Source organism: Mycolicibacter arupensis (assembly GCF_002086515.1).
Taxonomy (GTDB): Bacteria; Actinomycetota; Actinomycetes; order Mycobacteriales; family Mycobacteriaceae; genus Mycobacterium; species Mycobacterium arupense.
This window is the reverse complement of the sequence record NZ_MVHH01000025.1, coordinates 30,202-49,358: the sequence shown is the minus strand read 5'-3', so window position 1 is coordinate 49,358 and position 19,157 is coordinate 30,202. Positions and strand designations below refer to the sequence as shown.

Sequence of the window (19,157 nt, the reverse complement as noted above, 5' to 3'; positions counted from 1 at the left end):
GCAAGCGGAATCACCGTGTCTGCCAACGAACCCCGTATCCAGACCCGCGACGCCTGGGTCGAGTTCCCGATCTTCGACGCCAAGTCACGCTCGCTGAAGAAGGCCTTCCTCGGCAAGGCCGGCGGCGCGATCGGCCGCAACAACTCCAACGTGGTGGTGATCGAGGCACTGCGCGACATCACCATGTCGCTGTCGCTCGGCGACCGCGTTGGCCTGGTCGGGCACAACGGCGCCGGCAAATCGACACTGCTGCGGCTACTTTCGGGGATTTACGAGCCGACTCGGGGTTCGGCGTCGGTGGTCGGCCGAGTTGCGCCGGTGTTCGACCTGGGCGTGGGCATGGACCCGGAGATCTCGGGTTTTGAGAACATCATCATCCGCGGACTGTTCCTTGGACAGACCCGCAAGCAAATGGCCGCCAAGGTCGACGAGATCGCCGAGTTCACCGAACTGGGCGACTACCTGGCGATGCCGCTGCGCACCTACTCCACCGGTATGCGGGTGCGGTTGGCCATGGGTGTGGTCACCAGCATCGACCCGGAGATCCTGCTGCTCGATGAGGGTATCGGCGCCGTGGACGCCGAGTTCTTGAAGAAGGCGCAGAGCCGCCTGCAGAAGCTGGTGGAGCGGTCCGGGATCCTGGTCTTCGCCAGCCACTCCAACGAATTCCTCGCGCGACTGTGCAAGACGGCGATGTGGATCGACCACGGCACCATCCGGATGACCGGCGGCATCGAGGAGGTGGTCGGCGCCTACGAGGGTCCCGACGCCGCCCGGCACGTGCGTGAGGTGCTGGCCGAGACCCAGGCCGGGGAACAGGCGTGACCGAAACCGTCTACGCCGTCGTCGTGACCCACCGACGGCCGCAGCTGCTGGCCGAGTCGCTCGCGGCGCTGACCAGCCAGACCCGAACTCCCGACCACGTGATCGCGGTGGATAACGACAACGATTCCGCGGTAGCCGAATTGGTTGCCGCGCAACCGATACCGTCGACGTATCTGGGATCACGGCGAAACCTGGGCGGCGGAGGCGGTTTCGCGCTGGGCATCCTGCATGCCCTGGCGGCGGGCGCGGACTGGGTCTGGCTCGCCGACGACGACGGGCGCCCGGCGGACGCCCGGGTGCTGTCGGCGCTGCTGGATTGCGCCACCAAGCACCAGCTGGCCGAGGTATCGCCGATGGTGTGCAATATCGATGACCCGTCACGACTGGCATTTCCGCTACGGCGCGGCCTGGTGTGGCGTCGCGAGGTCAGCGAATTACGCACTGGCGCAACCGGGGAGGATCTTCTGCCGGGGATCGCATCCCTGTTCAATGGGGCCTTGTTCACCGCTGACGCACTGGAGGCGGTCGGTGTTCCCGACCTGCGGTTGTTCATGCGCGGCGACGAGGTGGAGGTGCACCGCCGACTGGCCCGGTCCGGTCTGGCGTTCGGGACGTGCCTGAACGCCGCATACCTGCACCCGTGCGGTTCCGAGGAGTTCAAGCCGATCCTGGGCGGCCGGATGCACGCTCAATACCCGGACAGCGCCGTCAAACGCTTTTACACCTATCGCAACCGCGGCTACCTGATGGCCCAGCCCGGCATGCGCCGGCTACTGGTCCAGGAATGGCTGCGATTCGGGTGGTTCTTCCTGGTGTCGCGCCGCGATCCGGCCGGCTTGATCGCGTGGGCCCGGCTACGCCGGCAGGGCCGTCGGGAACAGTTCGCCAAACCAGAGGGGCAGCAATGAGTTTCGACGACGTTGCCACGCAGTCCAAAACCTTTGCGCGGGCGGCGGCGGATCTGGTGGACGGGTTCCGGCGCCACGAGCTGTGGCTGCACCTGGGCTGGCAAGACATCAAGCAGCGCTACCGGCGCAGCGTGCTGGGCCCGTTCTGGATCACCATCGGCACCGCCACCACGGCCGTGGCGATGGGTGGGCTGTACTCGAAGCTGTTCCACCTCGACCTCGCGGTGCACCTGCCCTATGTGACGCTGGGGCTGATCGTGTGGAACCTGCTCAACGCCGCGATCCTGGAGGGCGCGGACGTGTTCGTCGCCAACGAGGGATTGATCAAGCAGCTGCCGACGCCGCTGAGTGTGCACGTCTACCGGCTGGTGTGGCGCCAGATGATCTTGTTTGCGCACAACATCGTGATCTATCTGCCGATAGCGCTGATCTTCCCCAAACACTGGTCTTGGGCGGATCTTTCGGTGATTCCGGCATTGGCCCTGATCGCGCTGAACTGCGTCTGGGTGTCGCTGTGCTTCGGCATTCTGTCCACCCGCTACCGCGATATCGCCCCGCTGCTGTTCTCGGTGGTGCAGCTGCTGTTCCTGATGACGCCGATCATCTGGAACTACGACACGCTGCGCGCACAGGGCGCATCGCGCTGGACGACCGTGGTCGAATTCAACCCGCTGATGCACTATCTGGACATCGTGCGGGCGCCACTGCTGGGAGCACACCAGGAGCTGCGGCACTGGGCCGTGGTGCTGGTGCTGACCGTGATCGGCTGGGTGGTGGCCGCCCTGGTGCTGCGTCAGTACCGGGCGCGGGTCGCGTACTGGGTATAGGCGTCCGGGTGCGGCCTCAGCCGATCAGGTCGGCGAGGCCGAAATCGGCCAGCACGGCCTCGAAGCCGTCCGCAACGGCCCCGGCATCGACAGTGTCGGCGGGAAACACCGCGTCGAGATCGGCCGGCGGGACGAGGTCCTGCGCACCAGCGCCAAGGAACATGTCGGCCCAGCCCGCGAGGTCGACCGCCGCACTGGAACCGGGGTCAAGCAACGCCCCCGTCAACCAGTTATGCGTCGCGTACCAATCCATGATGTTGTCGAACGCGTCCTGCACCACTCCGAATATTCCGCCCAACTCGGCGAAGAGGCCCTGGACGCCCTCGACCCCTTCGGTGAGCAGCAGTAACGGGGCGCCGACTGCGACAGTCACCGGAATGACGAAGAGAGCCTGGCCTAGGGTCTCGAACGCGGTGACGAACGGGAACAGCGGAGAATCGGGACTGTTCAGAAACGGGATGATGAAATTCAGCCCGGTCAGCGAACCGATGATGTCCATCAAGCTGGAGTCGGCGGACAACGCCGTGAGGTCGACCGGGGCGAGGACCGTCGCGGACGGGGCAGCAACGGCAGGAATCGCGTCGGGCGTGACCGCGGCCCCGCTGGCCGCCAGCGCGACCATACCTGCCGTCGCAACACTGAGAAAGACGCGGGGATGGCCGCTCGACACTGTCCACATAGCGACAAATTGTATTGCAGTGCAAGCCGATATTCGAGCGCGGATGCCGGCCTGATGCGAATTTGTTGCGGGCGGCCAGTGCGATCCTACGCAGGGCTTTTCAGTCAAACGACTAACCGGGCATTGCGGTGTCGAGACATTCTGGGCGCTCCTAGATTTCGCATTGCACGGTCACGGCTCGCCCGCACAGTGCTGCCGTCACAAAAGAAACGCCCCGCACAAATGTGCGGGGCGTTTCTTTTGCAGTTTCCGAACTACTACGGCAGACCGATCTGCTGACCGTTGGCGCCGTTCTGGCCGTTGCCACCGTTTGTACCCGGCGTACCGGTTCCGCCACCGGCGGCGCCGCCACCGGCACCCGTGCCGCCCGTGCCGCCGACACCACCCGGGGCTCCAAAGCCGTCGGCTCCGTTGCCGCCGTCGCCGCCGTTGCCACCGCTGCCACCGTTGCCGTCGACACCGTCAGTCCCGCCGGTCCCGGCAGTGCCGCCGGCACCGCCGACGCCGCCTCCGGCACCGTTGCCACCGTTGCCGCCGTCGCCACCGGGCTCACCAATGTCGCCCTCGGCGCCGTCCGCACCGTTGCCGCCGTTGCCGCCGGCACCGGCGTTGCCACCGGCACCGCCGTCGCCGCCGAGACCGGTCGCACCGCCGCTCTCACCACCGGCGCCACCGGTACCGCCGTTGCCGCCTGCAACGCCAGCCCCACCTTCAGCGCCGTCGGTCTCACCGTCAGTGCCGTCCGTCCCGTCGCCGCCAGCCCCACCGGCACCGCCAACGCCGCCGTTGCCGTCAGCACCGACGTTGCCGTCGTTACCGTCTACGGCACCGGCACCGGCTGCGCCGCCGACACCGCCCTGGCCACCGGCTGCACCATTGCCACCGTTGCCACCGGAGCCCTCCGACCCGGCTGCGCCGGCACCACCGGCACCACCGGCACCGCCGACGCCACCGACGCCGCCGTTACCGCCGTTGCCGGCCTGGCCGCCGCCCTGACCGCCACCGCCACCGTTGCCCGCATTGCCACCGGCGACACCGTCGGTGCCATCAGCGCCATCGGTCTCGCCGTCTTCGCCGGCCGGGCCGGCAAAGCCGTTTCCACCGGCGCCGCCATCGCCACCATTGCCGTCGACGCCCGCGGCACCGGCGTTACCGGTTGCGCCACCAGCGGCGCCACCGGCCGCACCGGCACCACCGTTACCGCCGAGGCCGCCGTTGCCACCGTCTGCATCGGCCAGGCCGACGGCGCCGACGCCGCCGTCTCCACCGTTGCCGCCGGCACCACCGACGCCGCCGTTGCCGTCAACACCCACCACACCGGGCACAGAACCGACACCGGCCGCGCCACCGACGCCACCCGCACCGCCGATTGCGCCGTTGCCGCCGTTGCCGCCGGTACCGCCGTTACCGTCGCCGTCGTCGGCGAAGGTACCGGCCAGGCCCGTCACACCTTCGCCACCGGCGCCACCTGCACCACCGACGCCGCCAGCGCCGCCGTTACCCGCGGCACCCGTGGTGTGCACACCGAAGAAGCCACCGGCACCGCCGTTGCCGCCAATGCCACCCGCACCTGCCGCGCCACCGACAGCGCCGTTGCCGCCGTTGCCGTCAAGGCTGTCGGCACCCGCGACGCCAGCACCACCGGCACCGCCGGTACCACCGACGCCGCCGGCGCCACCGGCACCGGAGTTGCCGAACAGGCCGGCCACACCACCGTTGCCACCCGCACCGCCGTTGCCGGCGGCGAGGCCCGCGGTCGCGGCCGCATTCGCGGTGCCATCCGTGCCAGCCGCGCCGGTGCCGCCGGTACCACCGATACCGCCGACGCCGCCGTTACCGAGGAAGAAGCCACCGTCGCCACCGTCGCCACCGGCGAAGCCGACGAGGCCGATGTCACCGATGCCGCCCTGACCGCCGGCGCCACCGTTGCCCATCAAGAAGCCACCGGCGCCACCGTCACCACCGAGGCCGAAGAAGCTGCCGCCGTCGCCACCGTTGCCGATCAGGCCGGCGTTGGCGCCGTTGAGGTTGAAGTCAGTCGATGCGAACGAGTAGAGGCCGTTTTCGATACCGGCCAGCGTCACCACGTTGTCGTCGCCGTCGAGCAGCACCGTGCCACCGGCACCGAGCACCTCACCGTCGGCGTTGACGAACGCACCCGTGCCACCGTCACCGAACAGGAAGCCACCGTTGGTCGCCGCGTTGTAGACCAGGTCACCGTCACCGTTGATGCTGACGAAGGCGTTGTCGCCGTTGTCGAAGACACCGTTGATCTGCAGACCCAGGTCGTTGATCAGGAACTGGTTGATGGTGTAGATCGGCTGGTAGATGACAGCGTTGAGGGTGTTGGCCACCAAGGCGTTGAGGCTGTCGATCGGGCTGACCGCGGCCGAGCCGGGCAGGTCGGCGTCGAACAGCGTGGCGAAGCTGCTCCAGTCAAACGACGACGAGTCCGAAGAGGCTGGCACCATCCAGCTGAACAGGTCGCCGAAGTCGAGGTCCTCGAGGTCAGCACTCGCCGGCGCCGCGGTCAGCGGCGTCATGCTCACGGCAAGAAAAGCGCCCACAGCGCTGGTGGCCCCGACGAAACGGTTGATCTTGCGCTTGTTGCCCTTGCCGGCGAAGCGGTCAGACATAGATTCCCCTCAGATCGTTTGACTGTTCACGGTTGACGGCGGCGTAATTAACTTAGCCGTCGTTAAGGTAACAGAACCTGTGAGCGGTTTCCAAGCAATTTCGTTAATTTCCTGAGAAGGCTCGCGGCCGGGTGGATGGCCGGCGTTTGAACTGGTGGTCCGCGCCCGGACCAGGAAGTTTGCTGCACCACCGGCCTGCCACCCGCCAGCCTGGCGCAATCTCGCCCGGCCGACTTCACTGTGATTTTTATTAGTACCGCGCAGGCTTCCCGTAACTGGTTCGCGGCGGCGGACACGGGCGTGCTTAAGCTGCCCGGGTGGACCAAACGCCCAACACTCCGTTGCGCCTGTCGACCCAGGTGTGGCGTTTCCTGATCACTGGCGCCCTGTCTGCGGTGGTGGACTTCGGGCTGTACTTGGTGCTCTATCTGGGCGCCGGAATGCCCGTCGACGCGGCCAAGGCGTGCAGCTTCGTCGCGGGCACCACCACCGCCTACCTGATCAACCGCAGGTGGACCTTCCAGTCCTCGGCCCACGCCGGCCGATTCGTCGCGGTGATGGCGCTCTACGCGCTGACGTTCGGGGTGCAGGTGGGGATCAACCATGCCTGCCTGGCGTTGCTGGATTACCAGCGGTGGGCGCTGCCGGTGGCGTTCGTGATCGCCCAGGGCACCGCGACGGTGATCAACTTCGTGGTGCAGCGCACGCTGATCTTCCGGACACGCTGAGCGGCCGTAGTCGCGGCGAATGCCGGCGCATTGCGGCTAGGGATCTGGCCTGAGCCAGAAGACGAGGATGCCCCGCACACCTTGCGTGTGCGGGGCATCCTCGCCTAGGTGCGGGTAGCTATCAGTTGTTAGCCCCATTGGTGCCGGCAGTACCGGTGACACCGCCGGGCTGGCCGACACCACCATCACCACCGTCACCACCGGTGCCGGACTGGCCGTTGAAGCCGCCGATTCCGCCACTGCCACCCTTGCCGCCGGCACCGTCGCCGACGCCCGGGCCACCGTCGCCACCGTTACCGCCGTTGCCGCCGACGCCGGCGCTGCCGGTGACCGATGTGGGGGAAGGGCCTTGCAGTTGGACGTTGCCCCAACCGCCTGCCCCACCGGCACCGCCCTTGGCGCCGCCCGCACCGTTGAGGCCACCGTCACCGCCGGTACCGCCGGTTGCGGTGCTCGCCGTGATCGAGGTGCCCGGATAGGTCGCCTGCAGCCACGCGCGGCCGCCGAGCCCGCCGTCACCGCCCAGGCCGGCACCGCCGTCGCCGGCGGTCAACGTGCCATCGGCTGTCGCGTTGAAGGCGCTCAAGTTGGCCGAGCCGCCCTTACCGCCGGTGGCGCCGGCAGCACTCGCGTCGCCGCCGTTGCCGCCTTGGGCGATACCGGAGGACTCGGCCCCAGTTCCACCGGCCAGGATGCTGCCGCGGTCCCCGGCGCCGCCCTTGCCGCCGCCGGTGGCGTCGCCACCGTTGCCGCCGGTGGCGGTGCCGTGTGCGGTGCCACCGACTCCGCCGCCCTCGGGACGAGCGCTTTGAATGATGCCGGTGGCGCCGACACCGCCGACACTGCCGACACCGGTGGCGTTACCGCCGCTGCCTCCGGTGGCGGTGCCGTAGGAGAGGCCTCCTGCGCCGTTGGCCTCGAGTTCGCCGAACCAGCCGTTGCCGCCGACGCCGCCATCGGTACCGGCACCTCCAGAGCCGCCGATTGCGATCGCTGTATTGCCGCCACCGATCGTGCCGCCGGCATCGTCGACGACCAGGAAGCCACCGCCGCCGGCACCGCCCGTTCCGTTGTTCCCGGCACCGCCGGCACCGGCGGTGCCGGTACCGGTGATCGTGCTGCCGACGCCATTTGCCTTGGCCTCACCGAAACCGCCCACGCCGCCGGTACCACCGTTGGTGGCGGCACCGCCCGCACCGCCGGAAATGGTGGTGTTGGAGATACCTGCACCGTTGGTGGTCTGCACGTTTGCCGCGCCACCAGCACCGCCGATACCTCCGGTGGTGCCGACCCCGGCGTTACCACCGGTGGCGGTGCTGCCGGAGACGGTGCTACCAGTGCCGTCGGCCGACACCGTCGCATTGCCGCCGACGGCGGTCAGCCCGTTCTGGCCGGCGACCGCGTGGCTGCCGGAGATGGAACCCCCATCGGTGGCGCTGACCGTGGCATAGCCGCCCAGGCCACCTGCACCGCCGTCACTGCCGGTCGCAGAGCTGTTGGTGATGGTCCCGTTGATGGCTTCGACCTGGCCGATGCCGCCGTTGACAGAGCTGCTGGCGTCTCCGCCGATCGCGGTGCTGCCGGTGATGTTGCCGCCGCTGACGGCGTCACCCAGGGTGCCCGCGAAGACGTAGGCCTGGCCGCCCAGGGCGCCCGAGGCGTTGACGCCGCCGAGTCCGGAGCCGCCGTCGCCGGCCGTGGCCGTGCTTCCGGTAGCGATGCTGCCGTCGGCGTTGGCCACGATCCGGCCCTGACCGCCGGTGCCACCGCGGCCACCGTCGCTGGCCGCGCCGCCGTCGCCACCGGTCGCGGTGCCCGACGCCTGGCTGTTCAGCCCGAACGCCTGGATGTTGCCGATGGTGCCGTTGCCGCCCACGCTTCCGGCGCCCGTGCCGTCCCCACCGTTGCCGCTGGATGCGTCACCACTGGCCAGTGCCCCGGCTGCAAAGGCACCCACCTGGCCGGCGCTGCCATTACCGCCGGTGCCGCCTTCGAGGCCGGCACCGCCGTTACCGCCGCTCGCGGTGCCGCTGGCCACCGCACCGGTTCCGCCGGCGACCACGCTGCCGGTGGCGCCGGTACCGCCCTTGCCGCCTCCGGTGGCGTCACCACCGTTGCCGCCGGTCGCGGTTCCGCTGGCCGAGCCGTCGTTGCCGCCGATACCGGTGCGGACAAAGCCGGACTGGATGTTGCCGCTGCCGCCCTTGCCGCCGATGCTGCCGGCGCCGTCGGCGGAGCCGCCGTTGCCGCCCTGGCCGGTACCGGAGGTGGTGCCGCCGGTGCCGCCCTCGACCCCGGCCGTGACGGCGGAGTAGCCACCGGCGCCGCCGACGCCGCCGTCTGTTGCGCTACCACCGTCGCCGCCGGTCGCGGACCCGTTTGTCACGGTGCCGCCAAGAACAGCCGCGGCGTCGGCGTCGGAACCGGCGCCGCCGACGCTGCCAGCGCCGTCGGCCGTACCGCCGTTACCACCGGTAGCCGCACCGTCGGTAATGGTGCTGGTGGGGCCGTCTGCAGTAATCCTGCCCGCGCCACCCGCGCCGCCGACTCCACCGTCGGTGCCCGCACCGCCGGTACCGCCTGCGGCGTCGCCATTGGTGACCGAAGCGCCGTTGCTGGCACTCACGGTGGCGTTACCGCCCGCGCCGCCGCTGGTCCCGGAACCGGCAGCCCCGCCGATCAGACTGCTGTCCTCGACGCTGCCGCCGGCCGTAGCCGTCACCGTGGCACTGCCACCAGCACCGCCGAGGCCGGCCTTTCCACCCGCAAGGGTGGTGTCCGCGACGGAGCTTCCGCTGCCATGGACCTCAACCTTGACCAAACCGCCGGCAAAGCCGTCGGTGCCGTTGCCACCGGTGGCCGTGACGTTGCTGACGGTCGCATCGTCATAGACGAGGAAGTTGGCCGTGCCGCCCGACGCCGCAGAGGTGACGTAGCCGGCACCGCCGTCACCTCCGTGGGCGTGACTGTTGAGGATCTGTGCGCCCTCACCAATTGCCTGCAGGGAACCCCGGCCGCCGCCGGCACCCACGAGGCCGTCGTGACCGTCGCCGCCCGCGCCGCCAGTCGCGGTCCCGGTGACCTTGCTGTCCACGCCGGAGGCCTGCAGCCAGCCGGTGCTGCCGCCACCGCCGGTGTTGCCGACGCCGATACCATCGCCGGCGTCGCCGCCCTTGCCCGTACCCGAGGCATAGGACCCATCGGCGGTCGCGGCCACCTGGCCGGTGCCGGCAGTCCGGGAGTCGCCGCCGACGCCGCCATCGACACCGTCGCCGCCCCTGGCGCCGAACGCGCTGCCGTGTGCTTCCGCACCGACCCCGTTGCTCAGCACGACGGCCATGCCGCCGTTGCCGCCCGTACCGCCACCGCTCGCAGACCCGCCGTCACCGCCGGTGGCGTCACCGGTCGCGATGCCGCCTACCGGACCGCCGTAGCCGGCCTGAACCCAGCCGCCACTGCCGTCACCGCCGACACTGTTCTCGCCGGTCGCCGTTCCGCCGTTGCCGCCGAAGCTGTCGCCCGTGGCGCTGCCATATGCGGTGGAATTGGTCGAACCCTCGGCCCCGGCGCCACCCTGGCCACCGTCGATGCCGTCGCCGCCGTTACCGCCGGTGCCGGTACCGCTGGCCGAGCTGTTCTCACCCGTCGCCTCAACAGCGCCTCGTCCGCCCGCGCCACCGGTACCACCCGTACCGGCGCCGCCCGCGCCGCCGTAGGCGCTGCCGGTTGCGGTGCTGCCGGTCCCGTCGGCGGACACGACGGCCGCGCCGCCGGCTCCACCGACCCCACCGTCGGTGCCGATTCCGCCGGCACCGCCGTAGGCGTAGGCGTCGGTGACCACACCGCCGTTGGTGGCGGAGATGGTGGCCGTCCCACCGACGCCATCGGTGCCGTCAACACTCTCGATCGAGAAGAGGGAGAACATGCCGCGGGCAAAGTCCTCGCCCCCACCGCCGCCGTTGCCGCCGCCGTTGCCGCCTTCGACGTGGCTGTTGGTGACGGTGCTGCCCGAGTCAGCGGTGATCGATGCGTCGCCACCGGCCGCGGTGGCCGAGGCGTTACCACCGGTCGCCGAACTGTCTTCGACGGTGCTGCCGTCGGTGGCGTACACCGTTGCCGACCCGCCGGCGCCACCGTCTCCGCCGTTACCGCCGGTGACCTGTGTGCCGGCGACGGAGGCGCCGCTGTCGGCGTTCACGGTGGCGCTGCCACCCTCGCCGCCGTTACCGGCGTTGCCGCCCACGAGCGTCACGTCGGTGACGGTGACGCCTGCGCCGTCAGCGTTGATGACAGCCGCACCGCCCGCATAGCTGTCGCCGCCATTACCGCCGGTGACGGAGCTGCCGATGATCTCGGCCCCGTTGGTCGCGGCCAGGGTGGCATCGCCGCCCGCGCCACCGCTGCCGGCGTTACCGCCGGTGATGCTGCCGCCGGTGATGGTGCTGGTCGCGTCGACAATGACGTTAGCCGCGCCGCCCGCGTAGTCCGCCGTGGCATTACCGCCCGTGATCTCCACGTTTTCCACGGTGCCGTCGATGACCAGGGTGGCGACACCACCGGTCAGCCCGGGAGCCCCGGGGCCGCTGACGGTGCCGTTCGCGCCGTCGCCGCCCTTACCACCGGTCACCGTAGAGCCGCTGGTGGATCCGGTGCCACCCACGTAGGCACCGCCGCCACCACCGCCGCCACCACCGCCGTAGCCGATGTCGCCGGATCCCTGGTAGCCCAGGCCGCCTATGCCGCCGTCACCGCCGAACGCGCCGGCGCCGACCGCCGCACCGGTGCCACCGACGCCGCCGGTACCGCCACTGGCGCCAGTGCCACCGTTACCGCCGTTGCCACCGCTACCGCCGGACTGCGGAATGCCTCCAATCAGGCCCGAGGCGTCGCCACCGTCGCCACCGTTGCCACCGGCACCGCCGGTGCCTGCGGCGCCGACAGTCCCGCTTGTTCCCGTGGTGCCACCGGTGCCGCCGGCGCCCGCTGCCCCACCAAGACCGGTGCCGCCGTTACCGCCGTTACCGCCGTTGCCGGCCAACAGACCGGTGCCGCCGTCGGCACCGTCGCCGCCGTCACCGCCCTTACCCCCGGTACCGCCGGTGCCACCGTTACCGCCCTGACCACCGGCACTGCCGGACAGGCCCGTGCCGCCCTTGCCACCCGCACCGCCGGTGCCACCGGCTCCGGCGTTTCCGCCGTTGCCGCCCGTCGCACCCGGGGTGACCGCGTCGGCACCGTTGGTGCCGTCGCTGCCGGCGCCACCGGTGCCGCCCTTACCACCGGTGCCGCCGCCGATACCGTTACCGCCGGCACCACCCGCACCGCCCGCTCCACCGGCAATCCCGTTGACGCCGGGGCCGGTGCCGCTGGGGGTCGGACCGGCGTCGCCGCCGTTACCACCGGCGCCACCACTGCCGCCGTTACTGGTGGATCCGGTGCCACCTGCGCCACCGGTGCCACCGATGCCGGCCGCGCCGCCGGTGGCGTTGCCACCGTTTCCGCCGGCGCCGCCGTTGCCTGCCGCGGTACCAGCACCCTGGTTGCCGCCGGCACCACCGACACCACCGTTGCCGGCCTTGCCGGGGTTGTAGTCCGAGGCGTCCGGGTTGACGTTGTTTCCAGCTCCTGCCGCGCCGCCGTTACCGCCGGCGCCACCGTTGCCGGCGTCAGCGGTCGCGGTGCCATCGGCGCCCTTACCGCCCGCGCCACCGCTGCCGGCCCAACCTCCGGCACCCACCGTGCCGTCCTGACCGCCATCGGTACCGGTACCGCCCTGGCCGGCGGCACCGCCGTCGCCGCCGTTACCGCCCTTTCCGCCGTCGAGGCCGCTGCCGGCCGGCGCGCTGGCGCCCCCGGCACCGTTGAGGCCCTGGCCGCCCTGGCCGCCCCGACCACCGTTCCCGCCGCCGACACCGCCGATGCCCTGACCGCCCGCACCACCGGCACCGCCGGCGCCACCGTTGCCGCCGTCGTAGCCGTTGCCGTTGGCGTCGGTTCCCGCGCCCGCGGCCGCCTGGCCGCCGCGGCCACCGAGGCCACCGTCGCCGCCGTGGCCGTTGGCACCGTCTGCAGCGTCGCCGGCACCGGCGCCACCGGCACCCGCGTTACCGCCGTTGCCTGCTACGCCTCCGATACCGCCGTCGCGACCGGGTGCGCCCGCCACCGATCCCGGGTTGCCGGCCGTACCGCCGCGGCCACCGAGGCCACCGTTGCCGCCGGCACCGCCGACACCACCACTGGCTGCGTCAACACCTTGCCCGCCGGCGCCACCGACGCCACCGTTACCGGCGGCACCGCCCAGTCCGCCGTCGCCGGCGTCGAAGCCGGTCGAGCCATACCCGCCGTGGCCGCCAGTGCCACCAGTGCCACCGTCGCCGGCGGCACCACCGGCGCCACCGATCACGCCGGCACCACCCTCGCCGCCGTTACCGCCGTTACCGCCTACGCCGCCGTTGCCGCCGTCAGTGCCCTGTAGCGAGCCCCAGCCGCCGCGGCCGGCTTCACCGCCGTCGCCACCGGCACCACCGACACCGCCGGTGCCGGCATTCGACTCGCCGCCGGCACCACCAATGCCGCCTTCGCCGCCATTGCCGGCGTTGCCACCGACCACGGTGTGGTCGTAGCCGTCGGAGAGGGAGCCCGGGTTCTCAGCGCTGCCCGCCCAACCGCCGATGCCGCCGGCACCACCGGCACCACCGTCGCCACCATTTCCGGTCACGCCAGTGGCCGCGCCGCCCTCACCGCCGGTGCCACCCTTACCGCCGGCACCACCGGCACCGGTGGTGTTGCCACCGTGGCCGTTCTGGTAGCCGCCATTACCGCCGTTACCACCAGCGCCACCGGCACCACCGGCGAAACCGTCACCGGCTGCGTTGTCGGCGCCGGCTGCACCGGCGCCGCCGTTGCCGCCGATGCCGCCGTTGCCCGCGGGCTTCAAGGGGTTGTTGTAGATGTTCTGGCCGAACAGCGCGGTGTCGCCGCCGTTACCACCGGCCGCACCTGCCTGGCCGGTGCCGTCGGGGAGTTGGCCGACACCATCGCCACCGTCACCACCGTTGCCGCCGTCGCCACCGAGGCCGACCGCGCCCTGCGAACCCGACGCAGCATTGGTGCCGTCACCGTTGTCACCACCGGCACCACCGAAACCACCCCTGCCGACCAGGCCGCCGGTTCCGCCGTCGCCGCCCTTGCCAGCCGCGATGCTGGAGGCGCCATCGCCATCGCCACCGTCACCGCCGTTGCCGCCGTTGCCCGCGTTACCGCCGGTGCCTCCGGCACCGCCTTCACCACCGGCACCGTGGCTTCCGGAGCCGCCACCGCCGGCAGCCCCTGCCGCACCTCCGGCGCCACCAGCGCCGCCGTTGCCGCCGACGGTGGCATTACCGGCGTTGCCGCCCTTACCGCCGGCCACACCGGTGTTGCCGGAGTTGTCTATGCCCGCAGCACCGTCGACACCGCTGCCGCCAGCACCGCCCTTACCGCCGGCGCCACCCTCGCCGCCATTGCCGCTGACACCGGAGACCGCGCCGCCGTCACCGCCCGCACCACCAGCGCCACCGGCGCCACCCGTGCCACCCGCGGTGGTTGCCGAAGCACCTGCCCCGACGCCACTGGTCCCAGCCGCACCTTCAGCACCCGCACCGCCGGTTCCGCCGGTGCCGCCGTTGTTGTGCGCGCCACCGGTTCCACCCGCGCCACCTTGGCCGCCGGCCTGGCCCGTCACGCCGTCAGCGGCAAATCCCGAACCATCGGCACCGGCACCACCGTTGCCGCCGTCGCTGTCAGCTCCGGCAGTGCCAGCGGCACCATTGCTGCCGCCTGCACCCGCACCGGCAAGGCCGATGCTGCCCGCCGCGCCGCCGTCAGCGCCGTTGCCGCCCTTGCCACCGGATCCAGCGGTGTTACCGCCGCTACCACCGGCGCCGTCGCCACCGTTGCCGGCGGTACCGGCGTTGCCACCGCTGCCGGCGTTGCCGCCGTTGCCCGCGGTTCCGGTGGCACTGGCGCCACCCTCACCACCCTTGCCACCGGCACCACCGGTTCCGGCATTGCCGCCGTCGGTACCCGAGTTGCCGCTGCCGACCTCTGCGGTGTAGCCGTCACCGGCGTTGCCGCCGTCACCGCCGAGGCCGCCCGAACCGCCGGCGCCGGCGACGAAGCCGGAGCCGCCCTGACCACCGTCGCCACCGAGGCCGCCGCTGGTTCCGCTCTCTCCGTCCACTCCAGCGGTGGTACTGCTTTGTCCGCTGTAGCCGTCGCCACCCGCACCGCCGGCACCACCGGCACCACCGTTGCCGGAGTTGGCGCGATCGGTGCCGTTGACCTCGAAACCGCCGAGGCCGCCGTTACCGCCGGCGCCACCGGTACCACCGTTTCCGCCGTCAACACCCGCGGTGGAACTGTCCGAACCCGTGGCACCGGTCTTGCCGTCGCCACCATTGCCACCGACACCGGCCGCGCCGTCGTCCCCATGGCCGCCTCCGACCAGCTGGCCACCGTGCCCGGCGTTACCACCGACACCGCCCTGACCGCCGGACGTGCCCGCCGCCGCCGTCGCATCGCTCGCGGCGTCATAGCCGGCACCACCGGCACCACCGTTGCCGCCAGCACCACCCTTGCCACCGGACGTGCCCGCAGCAGCACCGCTGTCCGAGGCCGCGTCATACCCGGCGCCACCCTTACCGCCGGCACCACCATCGCCGCCCGTGCCGGTCGCGGCATGCGTACTGCCATCGACCTGCAGACCACCCACGCCGCCGTTACCACCGGAACCACCCTGGCCGCCGGCCGTGCCGTCGGGGTCACCCGCAGTACCTGCGGTGCCCGCCGCGCCGGTCTTGCCGTCGCCACCATTGCCGCCGACGCCCGCGGTGCCGTCGTCTCCACGGCCGCCTCCGACCAGCTGACCGCCGAGCCCGGCGTTACCACCGATACCACCATTGCCACCGGACGTGCCCGCAGCGGCCCCGGAATCCGAAGCGGCGTCATAGCCCGCGCCACCGGCGCCACCGTTGCCGCCCTTACCGGCGCCACCGTTCAAGCCGCCGGCCGCCTGAGCTCCAGTCCCGCCGGCCAGACCACCGGCGCCACCGGCACCGGCGTTACCACCGTTGCCGCCGTTGCCACCGGAACCACCGTCGGGCTCAGATGCCGTGCCCGCCTGGCCAATCGAACCGTTGGCACCGTCTGAACCGCTACCTCCGTTGCCACCCACGCCACCGGCACCATCCACGCCGGCCACCGAACCGGTGCCACCGACACCACCGTTGCCGCCGGCACCACCCGTGCCGCCGGACGTGCCCGCCGCGGCACCGCTGTCCGAGGCCGCGTCATAGCCGGCACCACCCTTACCGCCGGCACCGCCGTCGCCGCCCGTGCCGGTCGCGGCATGCGTGCTGCCATCGGCCTGCAGACCACCTACGCCGCCGTTACCACCGGCGCCACCCGTGCCGCCGGCGGTGCCGTCGGGGTCGGCCGCCGTGCCGGCGGTTCCCGCCGCGCCGGTCTTGCCGTCGCCACCATTGCCGCCGACGCCTGCCGTGCCGTCCGCGGCGCGCCCGCCGCCGACCTGCTGACCGCCGAGCCCGGCGTTACCACCCACACCACCATTGCCACCGGAGGTGCCCGCCGCGGCAGTCACATCCGATGCGGCGTCGTAGCCAGCGCCACCGGCACCGCCGTTGCCGCCCTTACCCGCCGTGCCGTTGGTGCCCGAGGCGGCGAAGTTGCCGCCGCCGGAGGAACCGCCCGCGCCACCGGCGCCGGCGTTACCGCCCTTGCCACCATTGCCGCCGGCCGTACCGGTCCGATCCTCAGCGGTGCCCGTGGTGCCGGCCACGCCGTTGGCGCCGTCGGTTCCCGAGCCACCATTACCGCCGACACCACCGGCACCGTGGGCCCCGGCATTGGTGCCGCTGCCGCCGACGCCGCCGTTACCGCCCACGCCACCATTGGTGCCCGAGGTACCCGCCGGTGCGCCCGCGGTCACCGCGTTGTACCCCGCACCACCCTTGCCGCCGACGCCACCGGCACCACCGTCGCCCTGAGCGGCCCGCGTGCTGCCATCGACCTGCAGACCACCCAGGCCGCCATTGCCACCAGCACCACCAGCACCACCATTGGCACCCGAAGCACCCGCACTGGTCGAATCAGCCCCGGCAAAGCCCGCACCGCCCGCAGCTCCCGCACCACCGACACCCGCGGTGCCCGCAGTGCCATTGGCGGCCGGACCACCAAAGCCCGCACCACCGGTACCGCCCTTGCCCGCGTTACCACCGACACCACCGGCACCGCCGGCACCACCGTCGACATTCGACGCCGTGCCCGCTGAGCCCGCAGCACCCTTGCCGCCGGCACCACCGGAACCACCGGCGCCACCCTTACCGCCGACACCCTGCTGGCCCGCAACCGAACCCGTGCCCGCGGCGCCACCAGCACCACCGTTACCACCATTGGTGCCCGACTCACCCGCACCACCGGTGGCACCCGCCACCGACGCGTCCGTACCGGCCTTACCGGTGTAGCCCGCACCACCAGAGCCGCCGGCACCACCATTGCCACCCACACCCGTGGTAGCCCGCGTGCTGCCATCGACCTGCAGACCACCCAGACCGCCATTGCCACCAGCACCACCAGCACCACCATTGGCACCCGAAGCACCCGCACTGGCCGAATCAGCCCCGGCAAAGCCCTTGCCACCCTGGCCACCGGCGCCACCGACGCCCGCGGCGCCATTGGTACCGGCCGCGGCCTGCACACCCGAACCGCTGAGGCCGCCGGTACCGGCCTTGCCCGCGTTACCGCCCGCACCACCGTTACCACCGGCGGTGCCATCCACATTGCTGACCGTGCCGTCGTTACCGGCCGCGCCCGCGGCACCCGCGCCACCGTTGCCGCCGTTGCCACCGACTCCGCCGAGACCGGCCGCACCGTTGTTGGTGCCCTGGCCGCCGACACCGCCGGCGCCACCGTTGCCGCCGGCACCGCCGTTGGTGCCACTGGCGCCTGCCGCCACTCCGGCCACACCGTCAAGTCCGCTGCCGCCCTTGCCGCCGGCACCACCCGCGCCACCGTCACCCTGAGCTGCGCGGGTCACCCCGTCGACCTGCAGACCGCCCTGGCCACCGTCGCCGCCGGCACCACCGGCGCCACCGTTGGTGCCGTCGACGTGTCCGGTGGTCCCGTTGACACCGGCAAAACCAGCGCCGCCGACGCCACCCTTGCCGCCGACTCCCGCCAAACCATTGCTGCCGCTCGCGGCGGTGTTGCCGCCGCCGCTGTCGCCGCCGGCGCCGCCCTTGCCTGCGTTGCCACCGGCACCGCCGGTCTGACCCGCTGTGCCATCCACATGCGTGGCCGTGCCCGCCGCACCGTTGCCACCGGTGGCACCGTCACCACCGGAGCCACCGTTGCCGCCGACGCCGCCGACGCCGTGCAGTCCCGCATTGGTACCGGTTCCGCCGACACCGCCGGCACCACCGGCACCACCATTGCCGCCGTTCTCACCGGCCGCACCCGCGGTGGCCCCGTCCAGGCCCTCGTAGCCGGCGCCACCCTTACCGCCGGCACCACCGTTGCCGCCGTCGCCGTCGGTGGCGCGCGTGTTGTCGGTGTTCAGGCCGCCTTGGCCACCATTGCCGCCGGCGCCACCGGCCTGCCCCGCCGTGCCATCCGGGTTGGACTGGGTGCCCGCGACACCGTTTTGGCCATCGGTACCGGAACCACCGTCGCCGCCGACGCCGGCCGCACCAGATGCCGCCCGAGAACCGTTGGCCTGCACCCCACCCACGCCGGCGTTGCCACCCGCGCCACCGTTGCCGCCCGCGGTCCCCGAGGCCGCCCCGTTGTCGGAAGCGGCGTCATAGCCGGCACCGCCGACACCACCGTTGCCGCCCTTACCGGCCACACCATTGCTGCCGCTGGCGGCATGGTTGCCGTTGCCGGAGTTGCCGCCGGCACCGCCGACACCGGCGTTGCCGCCATTGCCGCCGTTGCCACCGACCCCGCCGTCGGGGTCGCCCGCAGTACCGGCCGACCCCGCGCCACCATCAGCACCATCGGTTCCCGATCCACCCTTGCCGCCGATGCCACCGGCGCCATGAACTCCCGCGGTGGAACCGGTGCCACCGACACCGCCGTCGCCACCCACACCACCACTGCCGCCCGAGGTGCCGGCCGCGGCACCCGCTGCCACCGCGTCATACCCGGCGCCGCCCTTACCGCCGGCACCACCATCACCACCGACACCATCGACAGCACGCGTGCTGCCATCGGCCTCCAGACCGCCTTGCCCGCCGTTACCGCCGGCACCGCCGGCACCACCGGCCGTGCCATCGGGGTCCAGCGCGGTGCCCGCAGCACCCGCGGCACCGTCTTTACCGTCGCCACCGGCGCCACCAGCACCGGCCACGCCGGAGTCCGCGTGGGAGCCATCGGCCTCGAGGCCACCCAGGCCCGCATTGCCGAGCCAGCACCGCCATTGCCGCCGGCGGTACCGGCCGCCGCGGTGGCGTCGGTCGCCGCGTCATAACCCGTGCCGCCGGCGCCACCGCTGC

The 19,157-nt window shown here is 72.0% G+C and carries 7 protein-coding genes; 4 read left to right on the top strand and 3 right to left on the bottom strand.

From position 1 onward, the window contains the following. Window positions 1–15 precede the first annotated feature (15 nt). Genes wzt through wzm form a run of 3 tightly spaced genes read left to right on the top strand, consistent with a single transcriptional unit; the run spans window position 16 to window position 2,560 of the window. On the top strand, window positions 16–825 hold the full coding sequence (gene wzt / locus BST15_RS12930) for a galactan export ABC transporter ATP-binding subunit Wzt/RfbE (protein WP_046190532.1): 810 nt from the start codon (window positions 16–18) through the stop codon (window positions 823–825). After that, window positions 822–1,733: a galactofuranosyltransferase GlfT1 gene (gene glfT1 / locus BST15_RS12925; RefSeq protein WP_046190533.1), complete on the top strand. Its 912-nt coding sequence runs from the start codon at window positions 822–824 to the stop codon at window positions 1,731–1,733. The genes wzt and glfT1 overlap by 4 nt, the downstream gene beginning before the upstream one ends. Next, window positions 1,730–2,560 carry a galactan export ABC transporter permease subunit Wzm/RfbD gene (gene wzm / locus BST15_RS12920; RefSeq protein ID WP_046190534.1) on the top strand — a complete coding sequence of 277 codons (831 nt, stop codon included), beginning with the start codon at window positions 1,730–1,732 and terminating at the stop codon, window positions 2,558–2,560. The genes glfT1 and wzm overlap by 4 nt, the downstream gene beginning before the upstream one ends. Before the next feature lie 16 nt (window positions 2,561–2,576). On the opposite strand, the gene BST15_RS12915 is transcribed toward wzm, so the two are convergent. Then, window positions 2,577–3,239, bottom strand: a complete 663-nt coding sequence (locus BST15_RS12915) for a hypothetical protein (RefSeq protein WP_131701208.1) — start codon at window positions 3,237–3,239, stop codon at window positions 2,577–2,579. A gap of 257 nt (window positions 3,240–3,496) precedes the next feature. After that, window positions 3,497–5,875 carry a PE family protein gene (locus BST15_RS23085; RefSeq protein ID WP_109560232.1) on the bottom strand — a complete coding sequence of 793 codons (2,379 nt, stop codon included), beginning with the start codon at window positions 5,873–5,875 and terminating at the stop codon, window positions 3,497–3,499. A gap of 317 nt (window positions 5,876–6,192) precedes the next feature. Here BST15_RS23085 and BST15_RS12905 point away from each other — a divergent pair, with 317 nt between their 5' ends. After that, the gene (locus BST15_RS12905) at window positions 6,193–6,603 is read left to right on the top strand and encodes a GtrA family protein (RefSeq protein ID WP_046191504.1); all 411 of its coding nucleotides are present in this window, start codon (window positions 6,193–6,195) and stop codon (window positions 6,601–6,603) included. A 121-nt stretch (window positions 6,604–6,724) separates the two neighbouring features. On the opposite strand, the gene BST15_RS22125 is transcribed toward BST15_RS12905, so the two are convergent. Then, entirely contained in the window at window positions 6,725–19,012 is a 12,288-nt protein-coding gene (locus BST15_RS22125; protein ID WP_165757125.1) for a beta strand repeat-containing protein, read from the bottom strand. Window positions 19,013–19,157: the final 145 nt, after the last annotated feature.

Excerpts from the sequence above, each read along its gene's own strand:
- wzm (WP_046190534.1), top strand. The coding sequence starts at position 1,730 with ATGAGTTTCGACGACGTTGCCACGCAGTCCAAAACCTTTGCGCGGGCG.
- BST15_RS23085 (WP_109560232.1), bottom strand. The coding sequence starts at position 5,875 with ATGTCTGACCGCTTCGCCGGCAAGGGCAACAAGCGCAAGATCAACCGT.
- BST15_RS12915 (WP_131701208.1), bottom strand. The coding sequence starts at position 3,239 with ATGTGGACAGTGTCGAGCGGCCATCCCCGCGTCTTTCTCAGTGTTGCG.